This window comes from Mesorhizobium sp. LNHC232B00 (assembly GCF_000502435.1).
GTDB lineage: Bacteria > Pseudomonadota > Alphaproteobacteria > Rhizobiales > Rhizobiaceae > Mesorhizobium > Mesorhizobium opportunistum.
The window spans coordinates 223,303-239,932 of the sequence record NZ_AYWP01000009.1; the positions used below are offsets into that span (position 1 = coordinate 223,303).

15 protein-coding genes and 1 pseudogene are annotated in these 16,630 nt (G+C 64.0%); 7 read left to right on the forward strand and 9 right to left on the reverse strand.

Annotated elements, in window-relative coordinates; all coding sequences use genetic code 11:
• Positions 1 to 170: 170 nt before the first annotated feature.
• Together X743_RS154920 and X743_RS01000000168930 are read left to right on the forward strand one after the other, a co-directional pair.
• Positions 171 to 1,331: an efflux RND transporter periplasmic adaptor subunit gene (locus tag X743_RS154920; protein WP_023765860.1), complete on the forward strand. Its 1,161-nt coding sequence runs from the start codon at positions 171 to 173 to the stop codon at positions 1,329 to 1,331.
• A pseudogene (locus X743_RS01000000168930) lies at positions 1,328 to 4,535 on the forward strand (efflux RND transporter permease subunit). Before X743_RS154920 ends, X743_RS01000000168930 begins: the two are co-directional and overlap by 4 nt.
• A gap of 58 nt (positions 4,536 to 4,593) precedes the next feature.
• Here the strand turns inward: X743_RS01000000168930 and X743_RS154915 are convergent.
• The 6 genes from X743_RS154915 to X743_RS154890 form a co-directional block, all read right to left on the reverse strand.
• Positions 4,594 to 5,004 carry a GtrA family protein gene (locus X743_RS154915; RefSeq protein ID WP_023765861.1) on the reverse strand — a complete coding sequence of 137 codons (411 nt, stop codon included), beginning with the start codon at positions 5,002 to 5,004 and terminating at the stop codon, positions 4,594 to 4,596.
• Positions 5,001 to 5,819 carry a ChbG/HpnK family deacetylase gene (locus X743_RS154910; protein ID WP_023765862.1) on the reverse strand — a complete coding sequence of 273 codons (819 nt, stop codon included), beginning with the start codon at positions 5,817 to 5,819 and terminating at the stop codon, positions 5,001 to 5,003. The genes X743_RS154915 and X743_RS154910 overlap by 4 nt, the downstream gene beginning before the upstream one ends.
• Complete coding sequence (locus X743_RS154905; RefSeq protein WP_023765863.1) at positions 5,816 to 6,847, reverse strand: glycosyltransferase family 2 protein; 1,032 nt, start codon at positions 6,845 to 6,847, stop codon at positions 5,816 to 5,818. Before X743_RS154905 ends, X743_RS154910 begins: the two co-directional genes overlap by 4 nt.
• Positions 6,840 to 8,021: a glycosyltransferase family 87 protein gene (locus X743_RS154900; protein ID WP_023765864.1), complete on the reverse strand. Its 1,182-nt coding sequence runs from the start codon at positions 8,019 to 8,021 to the stop codon at positions 6,840 to 6,842. Before X743_RS154900 ends, X743_RS154905 begins: the two co-directional genes overlap by 8 nt.
• Before the next feature lie 302 nt (positions 8,022 to 8,323).
• Positions 8,324 to 9,361: a zinc-binding dehydrogenase gene (locus X743_RS154895; protein WP_023765866.1), complete on the reverse strand. Its 1,038-nt coding sequence runs from the start codon at positions 9,359 to 9,361 to the stop codon at positions 8,324 to 8,326.
• A gap of 39 nt (positions 9,362 to 9,400) precedes the next feature.
• Entirely contained in the window at positions 9,401 to 10,642 is a 1,242-nt protein-coding gene (locus X743_RS154890; RefSeq protein ID WP_023765867.1) for an acyl-CoA dehydrogenase family protein, read from the reverse strand.
• Between the two features lie 120 nt (positions 10,643 to 10,762).
• Between X743_RS154890 and X743_RS154885 the strand changes: the two genes are divergently transcribed.
• The 5 genes from X743_RS154885 to X743_RS154865 all read left to right on the forward strand — a co-directional run bounded on the left by X743_RS154885 (position 10,763) and on the right by X743_RS154865 (position 14,335).
• A complete protein-coding gene (locus X743_RS154885; RefSeq protein WP_023765868.1) occupies positions 10,763 to 11,578 on the forward strand; it encodes an SDR family oxidoreductase in 816 nt (271 codons plus the stop codon).
• Positions 11,579 to 11,617: 39 nt separating this feature from the next.
• Positions 11,618 to 12,103, forward strand: coding sequence for a MaoC family dehydratase (locus X743_RS154880; protein WP_023765869.1), 486 nt, complete (start codon positions 11,618 to 11,620; stop codon positions 12,101 to 12,103).
• Positions 12,100 to 13,134, forward strand: a complete 1,035-nt coding sequence (locus X743_RS154875) for a phosphotransferase (RefSeq protein WP_023765870.1) — start codon at positions 12,100 to 12,102, stop codon at positions 13,132 to 13,134. Before X743_RS154880 ends, X743_RS154875 begins: the two co-directional genes overlap by 4 nt.
• Positions 13,135 to 13,262: 128 nt before the next feature.
• Positions 13,263 to 13,907 carry a TetR/AcrR family transcriptional regulator gene (locus X743_RS154870; RefSeq protein WP_023765871.1) on the forward strand — a complete coding sequence of 215 codons (645 nt, stop codon included), beginning with the start codon at positions 13,263 to 13,265 and terminating at the stop codon, positions 13,905 to 13,907.
• A 179-nt stretch (positions 13,908 to 14,086) separates the two neighbouring features.
• Positions 14,087 to 14,335, forward strand: a complete 249-nt coding sequence (locus X743_RS154865) for a DUF680 domain-containing protein (protein ID WP_023765872.1) — start codon at positions 14,087 to 14,089, stop codon at positions 14,333 to 14,335.
• 49 nt (positions 14,336 to 14,384) lie between these two features.
• Here X743_RS154865 and X743_RS154860 read toward each other — a convergent pair whose 3' ends face one another.
• The 3 genes from X743_RS154860 to X743_RS154850 form a co-directional block, all read right to left on the reverse strand.
• Positions 14,385 to 15,434, reverse strand: coding sequence for a Gfo/Idh/MocA family oxidoreductase (locus X743_RS154860; RefSeq protein WP_023765873.1), 1,050 nt, complete (start codon positions 15,432 to 15,434; stop codon positions 14,385 to 14,387).
• Between the two features lie 76 nt (positions 15,435 to 15,510).
• On the reverse strand, positions 15,511 to 16,296 hold the full coding sequence (locus X743_RS154855) for a ThuA domain-containing protein (protein ID WP_023765874.1): 786 nt from the start codon (positions 16,294 to 16,296) through the stop codon (positions 15,511 to 15,513).
• A 78-nt stretch (positions 16,297 to 16,374) separates the two neighbouring features.
• Complete coding sequence (locus X743_RS154850; protein WP_023765875.1) at positions 16,375 to 16,608, reverse strand: hypothetical protein; 234 nt, start codon at positions 16,606 to 16,608, stop codon at positions 16,375 to 16,377.
• Between the last annotated feature and the right edge of the window lie 22 nt (positions 16,609 to 16,630).

Consider the following 16,630-nt stretch of genomic DNA (forward strand, 5'->3'; position numbering starts at 1 on the left):
GGAGCGTCCGGATCTCACGTTACCGAGATTTAATGTGCACGATCGCGTGATAATTGCCATAAACCGATGATATCGGGATGTGGCGTGGCTGGTTTTCGCCCCCAGCCCGTATCGTCGCTGCATTTGTTTCCATCTGGAACCGGCAGACGATTCTTGTCGCTGGAGTGTCGATGTCGCGCTGGAAACAGATTGTCCTTGGGCTTGTGATTTTGGTCGCCGCCGCGGCTGCCTGGGCGCGTTTCTACCCCGGTGCTCCTGAAGTGCTGGCGCGCTGGGGGATGGATTGGGCGTATGGCGCGACACCCCCGGCGAAAGAGGCCTCGGCCGCCGGTTCCCGGCAGGGCGGGCGCAACGGCACCCAGATTGTCACCATCGTCGCATCGCCGGCCGCCTCCGCAACCATCAACGACCGCCTGCAGGCGATCGGCACCGGCCGCGCCAACGCCTCGGTGACCGTCAATCCCTATAGCTCCGGCCGCCTTGCCGAACTGCTGGTGGAATCGGGCAGTCATGTCGACAGGGGCCAGATCATCGCGACACTCGATTCCGAGACCGAGATCATCTCTCAGGACCGGGCCAAGCTCGCTTTGCAGGATGCGCAATCCAAGCTTGACCGCGTCAAGTCGCTGCGCGCCTCCAATGCGGCGACGCCTGTCGCCGTTGCCGACGCCGAAGTGGTTCTGGCGGGCGCCAAGCTGGCGCTTCAGGATGCCGAACTTGCGTTGCAGCGCCGGTCGATCCTGGCGCCGATCGCCGGCACCGTCGGCATCTTGCCGATCTCCGCCGGCAACTATGTGACCAACCAGTCGGCGATTGCCACGCTCGATGACCGTTCCTCGATCCTGGTCGATTTCCAGGTGCCCGAGCGCTTCGCCGCCGCCATAAAGGTCGGCGCCCAATTGACGGCGACGCCCATTGCCAATCCGAGCAACGTCTATACCGGCACGGTTTCGGCCATCGACAATCACATCGACGAAAAGAGCCGCACGCTCCTGGTCAAGGCCAAGATCGCCAACCCGGCCGATTCTCTGCGCGCCGGCATGTCGTTCGGCATCACTATGAAATTCCCCGGCGAGACCTATCCGGCCGTCAGTCCGCTGGCGATCCTGTGGGGATCGGACGGCGCCTATGTCTGGCAGATCGAGAACGGCAAGGCCAGGCGGGTGCCGGTGCGCATCATCCAGCGCAACACCGAGACCGTGCTGATCGATGCGAAGATCGATAGCGGCGACATGGTGGTCACCGAAGGCACGCAGAGCGTCAGCGAGGGCGGCGAGGTTCGCATCGCTGGCCAGGAGCAGCCCAACCCCAACGCCGCCGAAGGCTCATGACCGGCCCCGTCAACGCCGCCAGCGACACCGGCTTCACCGCCCTGTTCATCCGCAGGCCGGTGATGGCCTTCGTGCTGAACACCCTCATTGCCGTTGCCGGCCTCGCCGCCTTCTACGGCGTCGAAATCCGTGAACTGCCCGACGTCGACCGCGCCGTCGTCACCGTTTCCACCACCTTCGAGGGGGCGGCCGCCGAAACCGTCGACCGCGAGCTGACCGACACGATCGAGGGTGCCGTCGCCCGCGTCTCCGGCGTCAAGTCGATCTCGTCCTCGTCGTCCTTCGGCTCGAGCCGCGTTACCATCGAGTTCAACGACGGCGTCGACCTGAATGTGGCCGCCTCCGATGTGCGCGACGCCGTCGGCCGCGTCGCCAACCAGATGCCGGACACCGCCGATCCGCCACGCATCGTCAAGGCCGACGCCAATTCCGACGCTGTGATGCGGCTGGCGGTGACCTCCGACAACATGTCGATCCAGGACATGACGGTCGTGGTCCAGGATCAGATCGAAGACGAACTGGCGGCCGTGCCCGGCGTGGCCGACGTCCAGGTCTATGGCGACCGCGACAAGATCTTCCGCATCGACGTCGACCAGAACAAGCTCGCCAGCCTCGGCTTCACGGTCGCCGACCTCAGAACAGCGCTAGCGTCCGTCGCCTTCGATTCTCCTGCCGGGTCGATCACCACGACCAACCAGGATCTGATCGTGCGCACGACCGCGGACGTGACCACGCCCGAGGAATTCGAAAACATCATCATCGGCGGCACGACGCGCATCCGCGATGTCGCCACCGTCACCCTCGGCCCCGATATCGGCCAGACGACGCTGCGTTCGGATGGCAAGACCGGCATCGGCATCGGCATCATCCGCCAGGCGGAATCGAACACTCTGGACATTTCGACCGGCGTCCAGGCCGCCGTCGCCAAACTGCAGCAGAACCTGCCCAAGGGCATGGCGATCAAGATCACCAGCGACGACGCCGTCTTCGTCAAGGGCGCCGTGCACGAGGTCGAGATCGCGCTCGGCCTGTCGGTCACCATGGTGCTGATCGTCATCTATGTCTTCCTGCTCGACTGGCGCGCAACGCTGATCCCCGGCCTGTCGATGCCGGTGGCCATGATCGGCACCATCGCCGCCATCTATCTGGCCGGCTTCTCGGTCAACATCCTGACGCTGCTCGCCTTGGTTCTGGCAACGGGACTGGTGGTGGACGACGCCATCGTGGTGCTCGAAAACATCGTGCGACGCCGCAACGAAGGCATGGGGCCACGCGCGGCCGCCGTGCTCGGCGCGCAGGAAGTATTCTTCGCTGTCGTTGCGACGACGCTGACGCTGGTCGCCGTCTTCGTGCCGATCTCGTTCCTGCCCGGCCAGACCGGCGGCCTGTTTCGCGAATTCGGCTTCGTGCTNGGTCGCCGTCTTCGTGCCGATCTCGTTCCTGCCCGGCCAGACCGGCGGCCTGTTTCGCGAATTCGGCTTCGTGCTTGCGATGTCGGTGCTTCTGTCCTGCGTGGTGGCGCTCACGCTCTGCCCGATGCTCGCTTCGCGCATGCTGACCAGCGCGTCGCTTCACCACGAAGCCGGCCACGGCATCGGCGCCCGCATCGGCGGTGCCTTGAACGCAGCCTATCGGCGCGGCCTGCATGCTTGCCTCGACGCGCCCTGGATCGTGATTCTGGTCGCGGTGCTGTTTGCCGGTACCGCCTTCACGCTGTTCGGCACCATCCGCCAGGAACTGACGCCGACCGAGGACCGCGCGGCCGTGCTGTTGCGCATCAGCGCCCCGCAAGGCGTCAGCCTCGACTACACGACGCAGCAGATGCAGAAGATCGAGAAGCTGATCCAGCCGATGCGCGATTCCGGCGAGATCCGCTCGACCTTCGAGAACGCCGGCCAGAACGGCTCCTACAATTCCGGCTTCATGGTGATGACGCTCGCCCCCTGGAACGAGCGTAGCCGCAGCCAGCAGGAGATCATGGCCGAGATCAGACAGCTCACCAAGCAGGTGCCGAGCGTGCGCATCTTCCCGGTGCAGCCCAACAGCCTCGGCATTCGCGGCGCCGGCAACGGCCTGCAATTCGCGCTGGTCGGCAACGACCGCAAGGCGCTCGGCGACGCGGCGCTGAAGATCATCGCCGAGATGCAGAAAGACCCGCGCTTCCAGACGCCGCGCCTGTCGATCGACCCGACCCAGCCGCAGCTTGCCGTCGCCATCGACCGCGAGCGCGCCTCCGACCTCGGCATCGACATCACCGGGCTCGCCAACACCATGCAGGCCATGCTCGACGGCAATGATGTCGTCGACGTCTACATCGCCGACCGCAGCTATGGCGTGAAGCTGGTTTCCACCACCAACCCGATCAACGATCCGACCGATCTCGAAAACGTCTTCCTGAAGACGGCGGACGGCCGCTTCGTGCCGATGTCGACCATCGCCACGCTGACAGAGCGCGCCGTGCCGCCATCGCTGTCGCGCGAGCAGCAGCAGCCGTCGGTGGCGATCACCTCCAACCTCTCAGGCAATTTCGCGCTTGGCGATGCCTTGACCCGCGCCGAGGAGATCGCCACGCCGCTCCTGCCGCCAGGCAGCCGCATCTTGCCACTGGCCGAGGCGGCGACGCTGGGCGAAACCAACAGCGCCATGATCACCATCTTCGGCTTCGCGCTGGTCATCATCCTCCTGGTGCTGGCCGCGCAATTCGAGAGTTTCGTCAGCGCCGTCATCATCATGGCGACGGTGCCGCTTGGTCTTGCCTGCGCCATCATCGCACTGCTGCTGAGCGGAACCAGCCTCAATGCCTACAGCCAGATCGGCCTGGTGCTTCTGGTCGGCGTCATGGCCAAGAACGGCATCCTGATCGTCGAATTCGCCAACCAGCTGCGCGATCGCGGCCTTGGCGTGCGCGAGGCGATCGAACAGGCCTCGACCATTCGCCTGCGGCCGGTGATGATGACGATGATCTGCACTATACTTGGCGGCGTGCCGCTGGTAATGGCCGCCGGCGCCGGCGCGGAGGCGCGCGTGGCGCTCGGCTGGGTGATCGTCGGCGGACTGGGGTTGGCCACCGTCTCGACGCTGTTCCTGACGCCGGTCGCCTATCTCCTGCTTGGCCGCTTCGTCACGCCCAAGACGCATGAGGAAGCGCGGCTGAAGCGCGAACTCGAAGAAGCCGCCTACGCCAATGTGGAGCCGGCGGAATAAAAGTTCCACGAAAGTGTGTTGCGATATTCCATCTGGAATTTCGCCCGAACAGAATACGCTATTTTAAGAACCGGCCCTCGATCGACCAGCGTGCGGCGATGAAATTCAGCACCGCCGCCACGATGACACCGCCGATCTTTGCCGGCCACACGCCGGCGATGCCGGCAAAGAGTGCGATCGACAGGCTAGAGACGCCGAGCGAGATCAGCGCCCCAAGCGAGACGAAGCGAAGGAAGGCGTCATGCAGCCGGATCGCGCGATTGCGCTCGAACGACCAGAACCCATTCGCCACGAAGGAGAAGACGACGGCGATGGACCATGAGACGATGTTGGCTGGCAGCGGCGGAACATGCAGCTTGAGCAGCAGGAAAAACCCGGCAAGGTCGATGGCCGTGTTCACCAGCCCGACAATGGCGAAGCGGACGATCTTGCTGCCGGTCGAACGCTGAGGCTGGTCGGCGCCGCTCATCCCCTGCCATCCATGATCTCGACATCGGCGCGGGCGAGGCTCTCGCCGAATGAGTCCGAGGCCAGCACGCCGAATTCCACTTCGCGCACCCTTTGCATTGGATCACGCCCGCGCAATGTGTCGTCGACGTGGCCGGGATGGCACATGAACAGACCTCGTTCCGGCAGTGCTTCGACAGCGGCTTGCAGAACCGGAGCAAATCTCTCTGGCTGCCGCCAATCATAGATGCCGGCGAGCGGCTGGAAAATGGTGAAGCCGGCGTGCGCCATCGAGCGGTTGAAGCCGGCGGCCACGGCGGCGATTGCCGCGACTTTCGGCGCCACGGCGGCACTGCCGAACGCCGGCGCCCCACGCAGCACCGGCTTCTCGGAAGCTTCGGAAAAACGTGCCCGCAGCCATGTGCGCACGACCGGCAGGAAATGCACGTGCTGGTGACCGTCGATGAAGTCGGGCCGGCGGCCCAACGCCTCCACGAAGCGGCCGCACTGTGCGTCGAGCTCGGCATGGACATCTCGCTCATCGACGCGGCCGCGCAGGACCGGCAGTGCCAGCGAGCGGAGCGGCGGCAACCGGCCTTCCGGCGCCAGGCTCGATCGGCCCGTGACCGCTGGCTGGTCCGTCAGGGTAAGATGCAGCCCGACCGCCGCACGACTGCAGAGCGGCTTTATGAGCGCTGCGGCGTCAGGCCATTCCGGAAAGCCGGTCATGCAACTGGTGCCTGTCAGGCGCCCTCGATCGAGCAGGTCGAGTATCCCGGCGGAAACGCCTGGCGCCAGGCCGTAATCATCGGCGATCAAACGGATGCGCCGCGTCATGCCCCGGGTGCGCCTGGCAAGCTGTCAGGGGCGACCTTGCCGCGCAAGACCTCACCATGCAAGACATCCCCGCGCAAGACATCCCCACGCAAGACATCGCGCACGATGTAGACCGGTCGATCCTTGCTCTCCGAGAGCGTGACCCAGACATATTCGCCGATCAGGCCGAGCAGTGTGAGGTTGAGGCCGCCGAGCAGGACGACGGCGACCATCAGGCTGGGATAGCCGGGCACGGCGATGCCGTAGAACATCACCTCGAAGAACACCTTGGCGCCGTAAAGCAGGCCCGCCAGCGCCGCGAGCATCCCGCTCAGGCTGATGATGCGCAGCGGGATGACGGAAAACGACGTAAACCCTTCCAGCGAAAAGGCGATCAGGTTGAGCCGGCTCCATTTCGACTTACCGCTGGCGCGGTTCTCCGGCGAATATTCTATGGCCTTCTGGCGGAAGCCGGCCCAGGCGAACAGGCCCTTGTTGAAGCGCCGCTTGTCGCGCAAGCTCGTCAGCGCGCGTGCCACAGCGGCCCGCATGACGCGAAAATCACCCGCGTTCTCCGGAATGTCGAAGCGCTGGCTGCTGTTGATCAGGCTGTAGAAAAGCCGCGCCAACTGGCTGCGCCGCCAGCTGGCCTCGCGCCGGTCGTTCTGCGCGTAGACGACATCGATGTCGGGGTTTTCCACCAGTTCGGCGATCATCTTCAGGCTGATGTCCATCGAATGCTGGAGATCGGCGTCCATGACCAGCACCATGTCGCCCCGCGACTGGTCTAGGCCGGCGAGCACCGCGACTTCCTTGCCGAAGTTGCGGCTGAGCCGCACGATCTCCCAGGAACCCGACAGCGCCTGCGAAAACCGCTCAGCGCTATCGTCGCGGCTGCCGTCGTCGATCAGGATCTTGTGGACGGCCATGCCGAAACGTTGCGACACCGCCGCTTCGAGCCTGTCGAGCAATTCGGCAAAAGCCGAAGCCGATTGCGCCTCGTTGAAGAACGGCGCCACGATATCGAGAGTAGGCCGCGACTCAGCCATTTGCGACAGGCCCTTCATGCATCACCTTGTCTCGCGTCACCTTGTGTCGCACCTTGGCCCAGAACCACCAGATCAGGGACCCGGCGATAATGGTGGCCGCGATCGGCCGAAACCAGGGATACGTCAAATCTTGGACATGGCGCTCGACGCCCGTCAATCCGGTCAGGAACAGCATCACCGACAGCACCGAGGCCAGGACACCGCCTTTTTCCTCGCGCCATAACAAGGCAATGGCTAGGCCGGCGGGCACGGCGATCATGGCATAAGTGTTAGGCTCGACACGCGGGTTGAAGACGCACATGTAGAACGTTGCCGTGAGGAAGATGGCGAGATCAGCCGTTCCGCGCTCGAGCCTGCGGTCGAACCAGATGACCGCGCAGAGCGTGAACAGGGCCATGACGATGCGTATGACCGTGGCGCCGATTTCCGGCAGTGGCAGTCCCATCCGGGTGAAGGGGGCTGTGAAATCGGTGGGGACGAAGTGGCTGGTGTTGTCGACGGCCATCGAGGTCAGCATCTCTGCGAAAAGACGATATTGGTCGTTGAGATAGCCTGCAGGCGCGAAAGCGTAGGGCAAGGCGAGCACGAACAGCACCGCCAGCACCAGAACCGGTATCAACCGGAGGCGCAGGGCTCCCACCAACAGCAGCATGATGATCGCCGTCGGCTTGGCGATGATGGCAACGGAAGCCCAGAAGAACGTTTCGGCGCGACGCCCCTCGAGCGCCGAAAAGGTGAGAAGCCAGCAAGCGCCGGCCAAGAGGATCGTCGCCTGGCCGTTGCGGATTGCACCCATCGCCATCGGCAGGGCAAGAAAGAGCCCGAAGGAAAGCAGCCACGGCAGCTCCCCGCCGCCGAGCTTGCGCACCTGCCGCATGGCGGCCAATGTCAGCACCGCGAAACCGATAATATGCCAGATCAGGCCGCCGAGATGCGGGCCGAGCTTGACCAGCGGAACGTAGAGCGCGGCAAAGGCCGGCGCGTAGAGATACCCCATCTCGGACTGCAGATTGTAGAGCGGTCGGCCGGCCAGAAGGGCCTCGCTGCCGTCTATATAGGCCTGCCAGACCGTCCGCGTGTGGGGTGACCACAGGACGAGCGCAAGAACGACCAGGAAGGCTCCGATCCATAGGCCAAGTCCCAAACGGTCGAAGACCGGCTTGGAAAGCGTCATCCGCGCACCCCACACAATTCCAGAACGATTTCCCATCACCGCCTGTATTTGAAGGCGGCATATCACGGACAAAGCAGCGTGGCATAGAGGGGCCGGAAGAGGCGGACATCGAACCCGCCGGCCCACCCTGAAGCCAGAGACCGGCCTTTGTTGATGACCATCGATGGCCTTTTGAAGGCCTCGGCTTCGAACTCCAGATGCCCTAGGAATTGCGCGAACGCTTTGTTTTGACGCAATTTCCAAGGGAAAGCGCTATGCGCTTTTCCCGGGAAAACGGCTTCCCACTTTTCCAGAAGTTTGCTTTAAGGCCGGATGAAAACCTTGCCATTGGGCTTGGCCAGTTCCGCCGGCAACCGCACCATGGCCTCGGCGAGCGGCACCACCGCCGTCACGTCGGTCGACCAGCGCCCGTTGGAAAACCGCTTCTGCGCCTCCAGGATCGCCAGGCCGCGCCGGTCTTTGAATTGCCGCATCCATTCGCTCAGCCAGAAGCCTTCTATGTGCTTGTGCTGGAAGATCAGCTGGCCGGGCTCGCGGATGATGGTGGCGTCGGTGTCGAGCCGGCCGTAGATGATCCAGCGCGAACGCTTCGGCATGACGTCGAAGATAATCGAGGCCAATGGTCCGGTCACCGCATCGAGGAAGATGCGCGGCTGCTCTTCCTTCATCACTTGACGCAGCGCTGCCTTGAAGTCCGGCGCCTTTTCATTCAGGACATGCGCCGCGCCAAGCTCTTTCAGCAATGCGGTCTGGTCGTCACGGCGCACGGTGACGATAGGCCGGAACCCCGCTTCGCGAGCCAAGCCGATGATCAGCTTGCAGAGTTGGCTGGCGCCGGCAGTCATGACGAAGGCCTTTTCACCCTCCTGTTTGACGATCTCGAACATGGCGATCGCGGTGAGCGGATTGACGATCATCGCCGCGCCATCCTCATCACGCACGGTGTCGAGGAGCGGAATGCAGACCGCCGCCTCGGCGACGGCATATTGCGCCCACGAACCCCAGTTGGTGACGCCGGTGGCAAAGGCGACCCGCTTGCCGATCAGGCTTTTCGGATAGGGCTCATCACCGCCGGCAACGACCGTGCCGACGCCCTCGAAGCCGGCCGGTTGGCCCTTGGCGCGCGGCTGGCCGTACTGGCCCTTGATGAAGGCGACGTCGGAAGGATTGATCGAGGCGAGACTGACCTTGATCAGCACCTGGCTCGGTCCAGGCGCCGGCACCGCGATGCTGCCCGGTTCGATGTAGGGCTCCATCGCTTCCAGCACGCTGCCGCTCGGCGTCCTGGTGTAGCCGTCGCCGACCAGCAGCAGCGCCTGCATTTCGGAAGGGATGGTCATCGCGGGCTCCTTGCTTGCCGGCAGAGGTCAGGCAACGGCTCAGACCTTTTCCTGCGTGTATTTCTTCAGCTCCGTCCGCGCCACCTGGCGGCGATGCACGGCGTCGGGTCCGTCGGCGAGGCGCAATGTCCTCAGATGCGTCCACGAACGCGCCAGTGGCGTATCCTGGCTGATGCCCTGGGCCCCGAACATCTGCACCGCCTCGTCGGTCACCTTGAGCGCGACACGTGGTGCGATGACCTTGATCTGGCTGATCCAGGGGGCCGCGGCGCGCGCATCGCCCTGGTCGATCATCCACGCCGCCTTCAGGCACAGCAGCCGCGCCATCTCGATCTCCATGCGGCATTCGGCGATGATGTCGAAATTGGCGCCGAGTTTCGCCAGGGGTTGGCCGAAGGCCTCGCGGCGCACCGAGCGCTGGCACAGCATCTCCAGGGCCATCTCGGCCTGGCCGATGGCGCGCATGCAGTGGTGGATGCGGCCCGGCCCGAGCCGGCCTTGCGCTATCTCGAAGCCCCTGCCCTCACCGAGAATGAGGTTCGAGGCGGGTACTCGGACATTGTCGAAGCGAAGGTGCATATGGCCATGCGGCGCGTCGTCGTCGCCATAGACCTGCATGGCGCGGACCTTGGTCACGCCTTTGGTGTCCAATGGCACCAGGATCATCGAATGGCGACGGTGCCGCGGTTCCTGGTCGCCGCCGGTCCGCACCATGACGATGTAGATGGCGCAACGCGGATCGCCGGCGCCCGACGCCCACCATTTCTCGCCATTGAGCACATAGTCGTCGCCCTGCTTCTCGCAGCGCATCGCAATGTTGGTGGCGTCCGACGAGGCCACATCCGGCTCGGTCATCAGATAGGCCGAGCGGATCTTGCCGTCGAGCAGCGGCTCGAGCCAGGTCTTCTTGTGGTCGGCCGAACCGTAGCGTTCCAGCACCTCCATGTTGCCGGTGTCGGGCGCCGAGCAGTTGAAGGTCTCCGCGCCGAGATGCGCCTTGCCCATCTCCTCGGCCAGATAGGCATATTCGACAGTCGACAGGCCATAGCCGCGCTCCGAGCCGGTCAGCCAGAAATTCCACAGGCCGCGCTCCCGTGCGGTTCTCTTAAGCCCTTCGAGGATTTCGCTTTGCCGCGCGCTGTAAACCCAGCGGTCACCGTCCTTGCCCACTTCGGCGAGGAATTCCTTGTCCAGCGGCATGATCTCGTCGCGTACCATGGCCGCGACGCGGGCGTGGATCGGCTTCAGCCGCTCGGTCATGCCGAGGTTCATCTCCGTCATCGGTCGCTAACCCTTCATGCAGGCCGGGCATTTTACCCGTGGCAAGGATGACCGTACTTCGGATAGCCTTGTCAACGCGAACTGATTGCCGCATGCCGAGGCAGGGCGCGGAGGATTGTGATGGGCTATCTGGACGAGCTGTTTTCGGTGGCCGGCAAGACCGCGCTGGTGACGGGTGCGGCGACCGGCATCGGCCGCATGGCCGCCACCGCGCTGGTCAAGGCCGGCGCCAGCGTCATGATTGCCTCGCGCAAGGGCGAAGACTGCGTCAAGGGCGCCGGCGAATTGAACGATCTCGGCGCCTCCGGGCGGGCCGATGGCTTTGCTGGCGACGTCTCCAGCGAGGCCGGCATTGCCGCGCTTGTCGCCGAGGTCAAGGCGCGGACCGACCAACTCGATATTCTGATCAACAATGCCGGCGTTTCCTGGGGCGCGCCGCTGGAGAGTTTTCCCTACCACGCCTGGGCCAAGGTTTTCGGCGTCAATGTCACCGCGGTTTTCCACCTGACGCGCGAATTACTGCCGCTGCTCGAGGCCGCCGCCAGCGACGCCGATCCGGCCCGGGTGATCAATCTGGGCTCGGTGATGGGCACGCAGCCGCTCGCCGACGACGCCTATTCCTACACCGCCTCGAAGGCCGCCGTTCATCATCTGACGCGTACGCTGGCGCTCGAATTCGCCCCTCGGCGCATCACCGTCAACGCCTTCGCGCCCGGCCCCTTCCAAAGCCGCATGACGGCCTTTGCCACCGGCACCCAAGAACAGGCCGACCATGTCGGCAGCCATGTTCCGATCGGCCGTATCGGCACACCGGATGACATTGCCGGCGCAACGCTCTATTTGTGCAGCCGTGCAGGGAGTTATGTCACCGGCGCCATCCTGCCGATCGACGGCGGGCAATCGGTGCAGCATGGATTGACCTTGTTCAAGGAATGACATTTGCCGGCCGCAGAAGCCGGGGGTGAACTGGAGGACATGAGCGTGGAACCGATCAGTCTCGATGTGCTTCTGGCCAGCGTCGGCAAGGAAGTTGGCGTCTCACCCTGGCGGGCGGTCACGCAACGCATGATCGACCAGTTCGCGGACGCCACCGACGACCACCAGTTCATCCACTGCGACCCGGAGCGGGCCAAGCGCGAGACGCCGTTCGGCGGCACCATCGCCCATGGTTTCCTGTCGCTGTCGCTGCTGTCGGCGATGACCTTCGAGACCATGCCGCCGCTGGAAAACGGCAAGATGGGTGTCAATCACGGCTTCGATTCGCTGCGCTTCCTGGCGCCGGTGAAGACTGGCGCCCGCATTCGCACCCGTTTCGTGCTGGCCGACGTCAAGGTCAGGCCATCGGGCTGGGTGCAGACCGCGCACGACGTGACGATCGAGATCGAGGGCTCGAAGAAACCAGCACTCACCGCCCGCTGGCTGACGCTGACCCTGATCGAACGCCAGCCCGAGACCGCATGAACGACCCGAACGCGCTCGACCAAGCGGCGCTCGCGTCCTACCTCGAGGCGGAAATCCCTGGCTTTTCCGGGCTCGCCGCAATCGAAAAATTCAAATCCGGCCAGTCGAACCCGACCTATCTGCTGGCGGCGGCAAGCGGCCGCTACGTGCTGCGCGCCAAGCCGCCGGGGCAGTTGTTGAAATCGGCGCATCAGGTTGACCGGGAATTTCGTGTGATGAAGGCGCTTGCCGGCAGCGCGGTGCCCGTCCCGCGGATGCTGCATCTGTCGGCCGAGGATTCGCCGATCGGCCGCATGTTCTACATCATGGCTTTCCTCGACGGCCGCATCTTCTGGGATCCGGCATTGCCCGAAGCGCGCGACAACGATGAGCGTTTCGCCATCTACGACGCCATGAACGGTACGCTGGCGGCCCTGCACGACGTCGACGTCGAGACCGTCGGTCTCGGTGATTTCGGCCGGCGGGGCAATTATTTCGAGCGGCAGCTGGCCCGCTGGACCAGCCAGTATCGCGCTTCGGAAACCGGCGCCATCGCCGACATGGACCGGCTGATCGCCTGGCTGGAAACGCATATGCCCGCCGATGACGGCCGTGTCTCGCTGGTCCATGGCGACTACCGGCTGGACAATCTGATCTTCGCGCCGGACCGGCCAGAGGTGCTGGCGGTGCTCGACTGGGAACTGTCGACATCGGGCCATCCCTTCGCCGACATCGCCTATCAGTGCATGCAGTGGCGCTTGCCGCACGCATCCGGCTTTCGCGGCCTCGGCGGCATTGACCGGACGGCGCTCGGCCTGCCCTCGGAAGAGGATTATGTCGCCGCCTATTGCCGCCGACGCGGGCTCGAAGGCATCGGCAATTGGCCGTTCTTCCTCGCCTTCTCCTTCTTCCGCCTGGCGGCGATCTGCCAGGGTGTCTACAAGCGGGCGCTGGACGGCAATGCCTCCAATCCCGAAAAGGCCAGAACCTATGGGGAGGCGGTGAAGCTGCTTTCGTATCTTGCAGTCAAACTAATCGACAGAGAGATGTGACGTGATGGGAGGGACGGCTGTGTCGGCGCGATCCGATGCGTGCCGTTTGGGAACCTGGGGCGCTCTTGTCCGTTTCCGTACAGCGTATATAGTTTAGCCGGACACCCACCAATCAAAAGGCACGGATCTTGCCGCAGAGCGTCCAGAAACGCCGCGAGAAACAAAAGGCGGAACTGCGTTCCGAACTGGTCGCAGCCGCGCACAAGCTCGTCCAGGAAGAAGGCTATGAGGGGCTGACCATCCGCAAGCTGGCCAAGCGGGTCGGCTATGCACCGATGTCGGTCTATTCCTACTTCGCCGACAAGCAGGACATCCTGTTCGCGCTTGCCGAAGATGCGTTCGAGACGCTTGCCCGGCGCATCGAGGAGCACCCGTCCGACGACCCGATCGAGGCCCTGCAGGCGGTGATGACCGAATATGCCGCCTTCGGACTCGGCAATCCCAACGAATACCGTACCGTCTTCATGACCGAAAAGACCAAGCTGCCGGAAGGCAGGAGCTACGCGGACATGGAGGAAAGCAACCCGGCGATGAAGGCACTGATCAGCCGGGTCGAGGCCTGTGTCGTCGCCGGCAAGCTGCAGGGCGATCCGCTCGCCATCGCCACCATGCTTTGGGCGGTCGGCCACGGCACGATCTCGCTGCTGATCACCTTTCCATTCTACCCCTTCGGCGATCCCCAGGCTTTCGTGAAGCGGATGTGCGATTTCACGCTTGCGACATTGCGCACGCAAGATGTGCCTCCGCTGACCGAGACACCGGTCAACTGCTGAACGACATCCCCTTACTGCAAAGCCTTGTCGCCACCGGCCAAACCGGTGGCGATTTCTTGGTTAACAAAAAATTTCCGTACATGTACGATTTCGTCTTGAACTTCGTGAGCGGCAGGCGTATCTGTACGGCATAACGTACATGTACGAAGAGATTCACCCGTCGAAAACGGAGACTGACAATGAAAAAGACCGTCCTCACCCTCGCCGCCATTCTGGCCCTTTCGGGCTCGGCTTTCGCCGCCAGCGCCACCCACCCGGTCAAGCACCCGCCGGCTGCGACCTGTGTCGACACCAGGACCAATGTGAAGCTCGATTGCGCTTCGACCGGCTCGGTCGAGAAGAAGGGCAACACGGAAAACACCGCTGAAGGCAAAGGCCCGCGCCTCGGCATCAGCATCAACCCGTGGATCGTGCCGAGCGCTTTCTAATATTTGCGCCAAAACGCTTCTGGCCGGCGCGGCCGGCCATTCGGTGACGTCAGGCGATCGAGACCGGCAGCCTAGTCGCCGAACTCTCGAACGCCGCATCGATCAGCTTCTGCATGTCGGCGGCGCGCCGGAACGACGGGGCGCCGTTCTGCCCGCTCTCCAGCGCATCGGCGAAGCACCTTGCATTGCGCTTGACATCAGGCGGCGCCAGAGTCCGCCAGCGCTGCAGGTCGACATCCCCGCCGAGACAGGCGGACAGGTGCGAAACCTTGCCGTCGGTCTCGACCTTGATGGCCCCCTTGGTGCCGTGCAGTGCCAGCGACAGATCGTTAGCGTGGCCTGTCGTGTAGCGGCTCGCCATGATCGTGGCGAGCGCGCCTGACTTCAGCCGCGCCGTCATCGCCACGCTGTCATTGGCGTCCAGCACATAGTCGCCGATCTGCTCGCCCTCGCCCTTCGGAAATGTCACCAGGTCGGCATGCAGGCTGACGATGTCCTGGGCGGCGCCATAGGTGGCGAAGTCCAGTATGTGTATGCCGACATCGCCCAGCACACCCGTCGAACCATGCCGGCTCGACAGGCGCCACAGCCATTTGTCCTCGACCCGCCAATCGCCCCAGGATTTGCTGACCAGCCAGCTTTGCCGATAACTCGCCTCGACATGGCGGAGTTCGCCGATGGCGCCGGCCTGCACCATGCGCCGCGCTTCCTGGATGGCCGGCGAATTGCGATAGGTCAGGTTGACCATATTGACGACGCCTGCCGCCTCGGCGGCTTCGGTCATGGCAAGCGCGTCGGCATGGTTCGGCGCCAGCGGCTTCTCGCAAAAGACGTGTTTGCCCGCGGCAAGCAGCGCCAGCGTCGTTGCCTTGTGCACGCCGTCCGGCGTCGCGTTGATGGCGGCATCGAACTGGCCCCAGGCGATCGCCGCCTCAAGGCTCTCGAAGCAGTCGCCAATCTTGTTTGCCCCGGCGAACGTCGCCGCGCGGCCCGGCATCTGGTCGACACAGGCCACGATGCTGCAGCCGGGAATCCCGGCGAACTCCTCGACATGATGCCCGGCGATGCCGCCGGTGCCGAGCAGAAGAATTCGGTGCATCAACCCACCCCCAACCAGTTCATGCCCCGATCAGCCCAGGCCTCGATCAGCCCAGGCCCCGATCAGCTTAGGCTGATCAACTAAGGCCCTTGTCGCCATCGGCATGCAGGCGCAGGCCTTTCTGGACGATCTTTTCCTTGGCCTTGTCCGTCGGCACGTTCGGCGCATTGGTGACGTCGGACCATGCGGGTGCGGGATTGTGCGCCCAGTGCACGGCGTTGCGCAGCACCTGTTGCACCCCTTCATTGTGGTAGATCGGATAGGTCTCGTGGCCCGGCGAGAAATAGAAGATCCGTCCCGCGCCGCGCTGATAGGTCAGTCCCGACCGGAACACTTCGCCGCCCTCGTACCAGGAGATGAACACCGTCTCCAGCGGCTCCGGCACCGCGAACGGCTCGCCATACATTTCCGTCTCGCCGATCTCCAGGCATTCGCCGATGCCTTGCGCGATCGGATGGCCACGATTGATCGCCCAGACGCGTTCACGCTCGCCCGCCTCGCGCCATTTCAGCGAACAGGGCGTGCCCATCAGCCGCTTGAAGATCTTCGAGTAGTGCCCGGAATGGAGCACGATCAGCCCCATGCCTTCCCAGACCCGCTTCTGCACGCGTTCGACGATCTCGTCCTTGACCTCGCCATGGGCGGCGTGGCCCCACCACAGCAGGACATCGGTGCCGGCCAGGCGCTTCTCGCCCAGGCCATGTTCGGGCTCCTGCAAGGTGGCCGTGGTCGCCTCGATGCCCTTGTCCTGGTTGAGCGCGGCGGCAATGGTGCCATGCATGCCCAAGGGATAGAGATCGCGCACGGCGGCGTTGGTCTGTTCATGGACGTTCTCGCCCCAGACGACGGCTTTTATCGGCATTTTCATCTCCCAAAGCGCTTTAAATAGCGCATGTAACGGGACCTTGAGAAGGTACCGCCAAAACTGAAATTGGGGAAATCAGGGGTTGCGGGTTTTCCGTCCCGCAACGGTCTTGGCCTTGCCGGGCTTGGCAGGTGCGCCGGGGATTGCCGAGCTGGTGATCGACACCGGATCGCTGGCCGGGAACGTATCCTCGAGGCCCTCTTCGAGCTCCTCTTCGGCATTGGCCTCGTCGTGCCGCTCGTGTTCGAGCGAGCGGACCGCCGCAGTTTTGGATTGCGGCGGCGACTTCGGCGCGGACTTGGACGGCATCGACATTCTCCCTCGACTTGTT

Excerpts from the sequence above, each read along its gene's own strand:
- X743_RS154855 (WP_023765874.1), bottom strand. The coding sequence starts at position 16,296 with ATGCCGATAAAAGCCGTCGTCTGGGGCGAGAACGTCCATGAACAGACC.
- X743_RS154895 (WP_023765866.1), bottom strand. The coding sequence starts at position 9,361 with ATGACCATCCCTTCCGAAATGCAGGCGCTGCTGCTGGTCGGCGACGGC.
- X743_RS154865 (WP_023765872.1), top strand. The coding sequence starts at position 14,087 with ATGAAAAAGACCGTCCTCACCCTCGCCGCCATTCTGGCCCTTTCGGGC.
- X743_RS154905 (WP_023765863.1), bottom strand. The coding sequence starts at position 6,847 with ATGGCTGAGTCGCGGCCTACTCTCGATATCGTGGCGCCGTTCTTCAAC.
- X743_RS154880 (WP_023765869.1), top strand. The coding sequence starts at position 11,618 with ATGAGCGTGGAACCGATCAGTCTCGATGTGCTTCTGGCCAGCGTCGGC.
- X743_RS154900 (WP_023765864.1), bottom strand. The coding sequence starts at position 8,021 with ATGACGCTTTCCAAGCCGGTCTTCGACCGTTTGGGACTTGGCCTATGG.
- X743_RS154860 (WP_023765873.1), bottom strand. The coding sequence starts at position 15,434 with ATGCACCGAATTCTTCTGCTCGGCACCGGCGGCATCGCCGGGCATCAT.
- X743_RS154850 (WP_023765875.1), bottom strand. The coding sequence starts at position 16,608 with ATGCCGTCCAAGTCCGCGCCGAAGTCGCCGCCGCAATCCAAAACTGCG.
- X743_RS154885 (WP_023765868.1), top strand. The coding sequence starts at position 10,763 with ATGGGCTATCTGGACGAGCTGTTTTCGGTGGCCGGCAAGACCGCGCTG.
- X743_RS154890 (WP_023765867.1), bottom strand. The coding sequence starts at position 10,642 with ATGACGGAGATGAACCTCGGCATGACCGAGCGGCTGAAGCCGATCCAC.
- X743_RS154915 (WP_023765861.1), bottom strand. The coding sequence starts at position 5,004 with ATGAGCGGCGCCGACCAGCCTCAGCGTTCGACCGGCAGCAAGATCGTC.
- X743_RS154875 (WP_023765870.1), top strand. The coding sequence starts at position 12,100 with ATGAACGACCCGAACGCGCTCGACCAAGCGGCGCTCGCGTCCTACCTC.
- X743_RS154920 (WP_023765860.1), top strand. The coding sequence starts at position 171 with ATGTCGCGCTGGAAACAGATTGTCCTTGGGCTTGTGATTTTGGTCGCC.
- X743_RS154910 (WP_023765862.1), bottom strand. The coding sequence starts at position 5,819 with ATGACGCGGCGCATCCGTTTGATCGCCGATGATTACGGCCTGGCGCCA.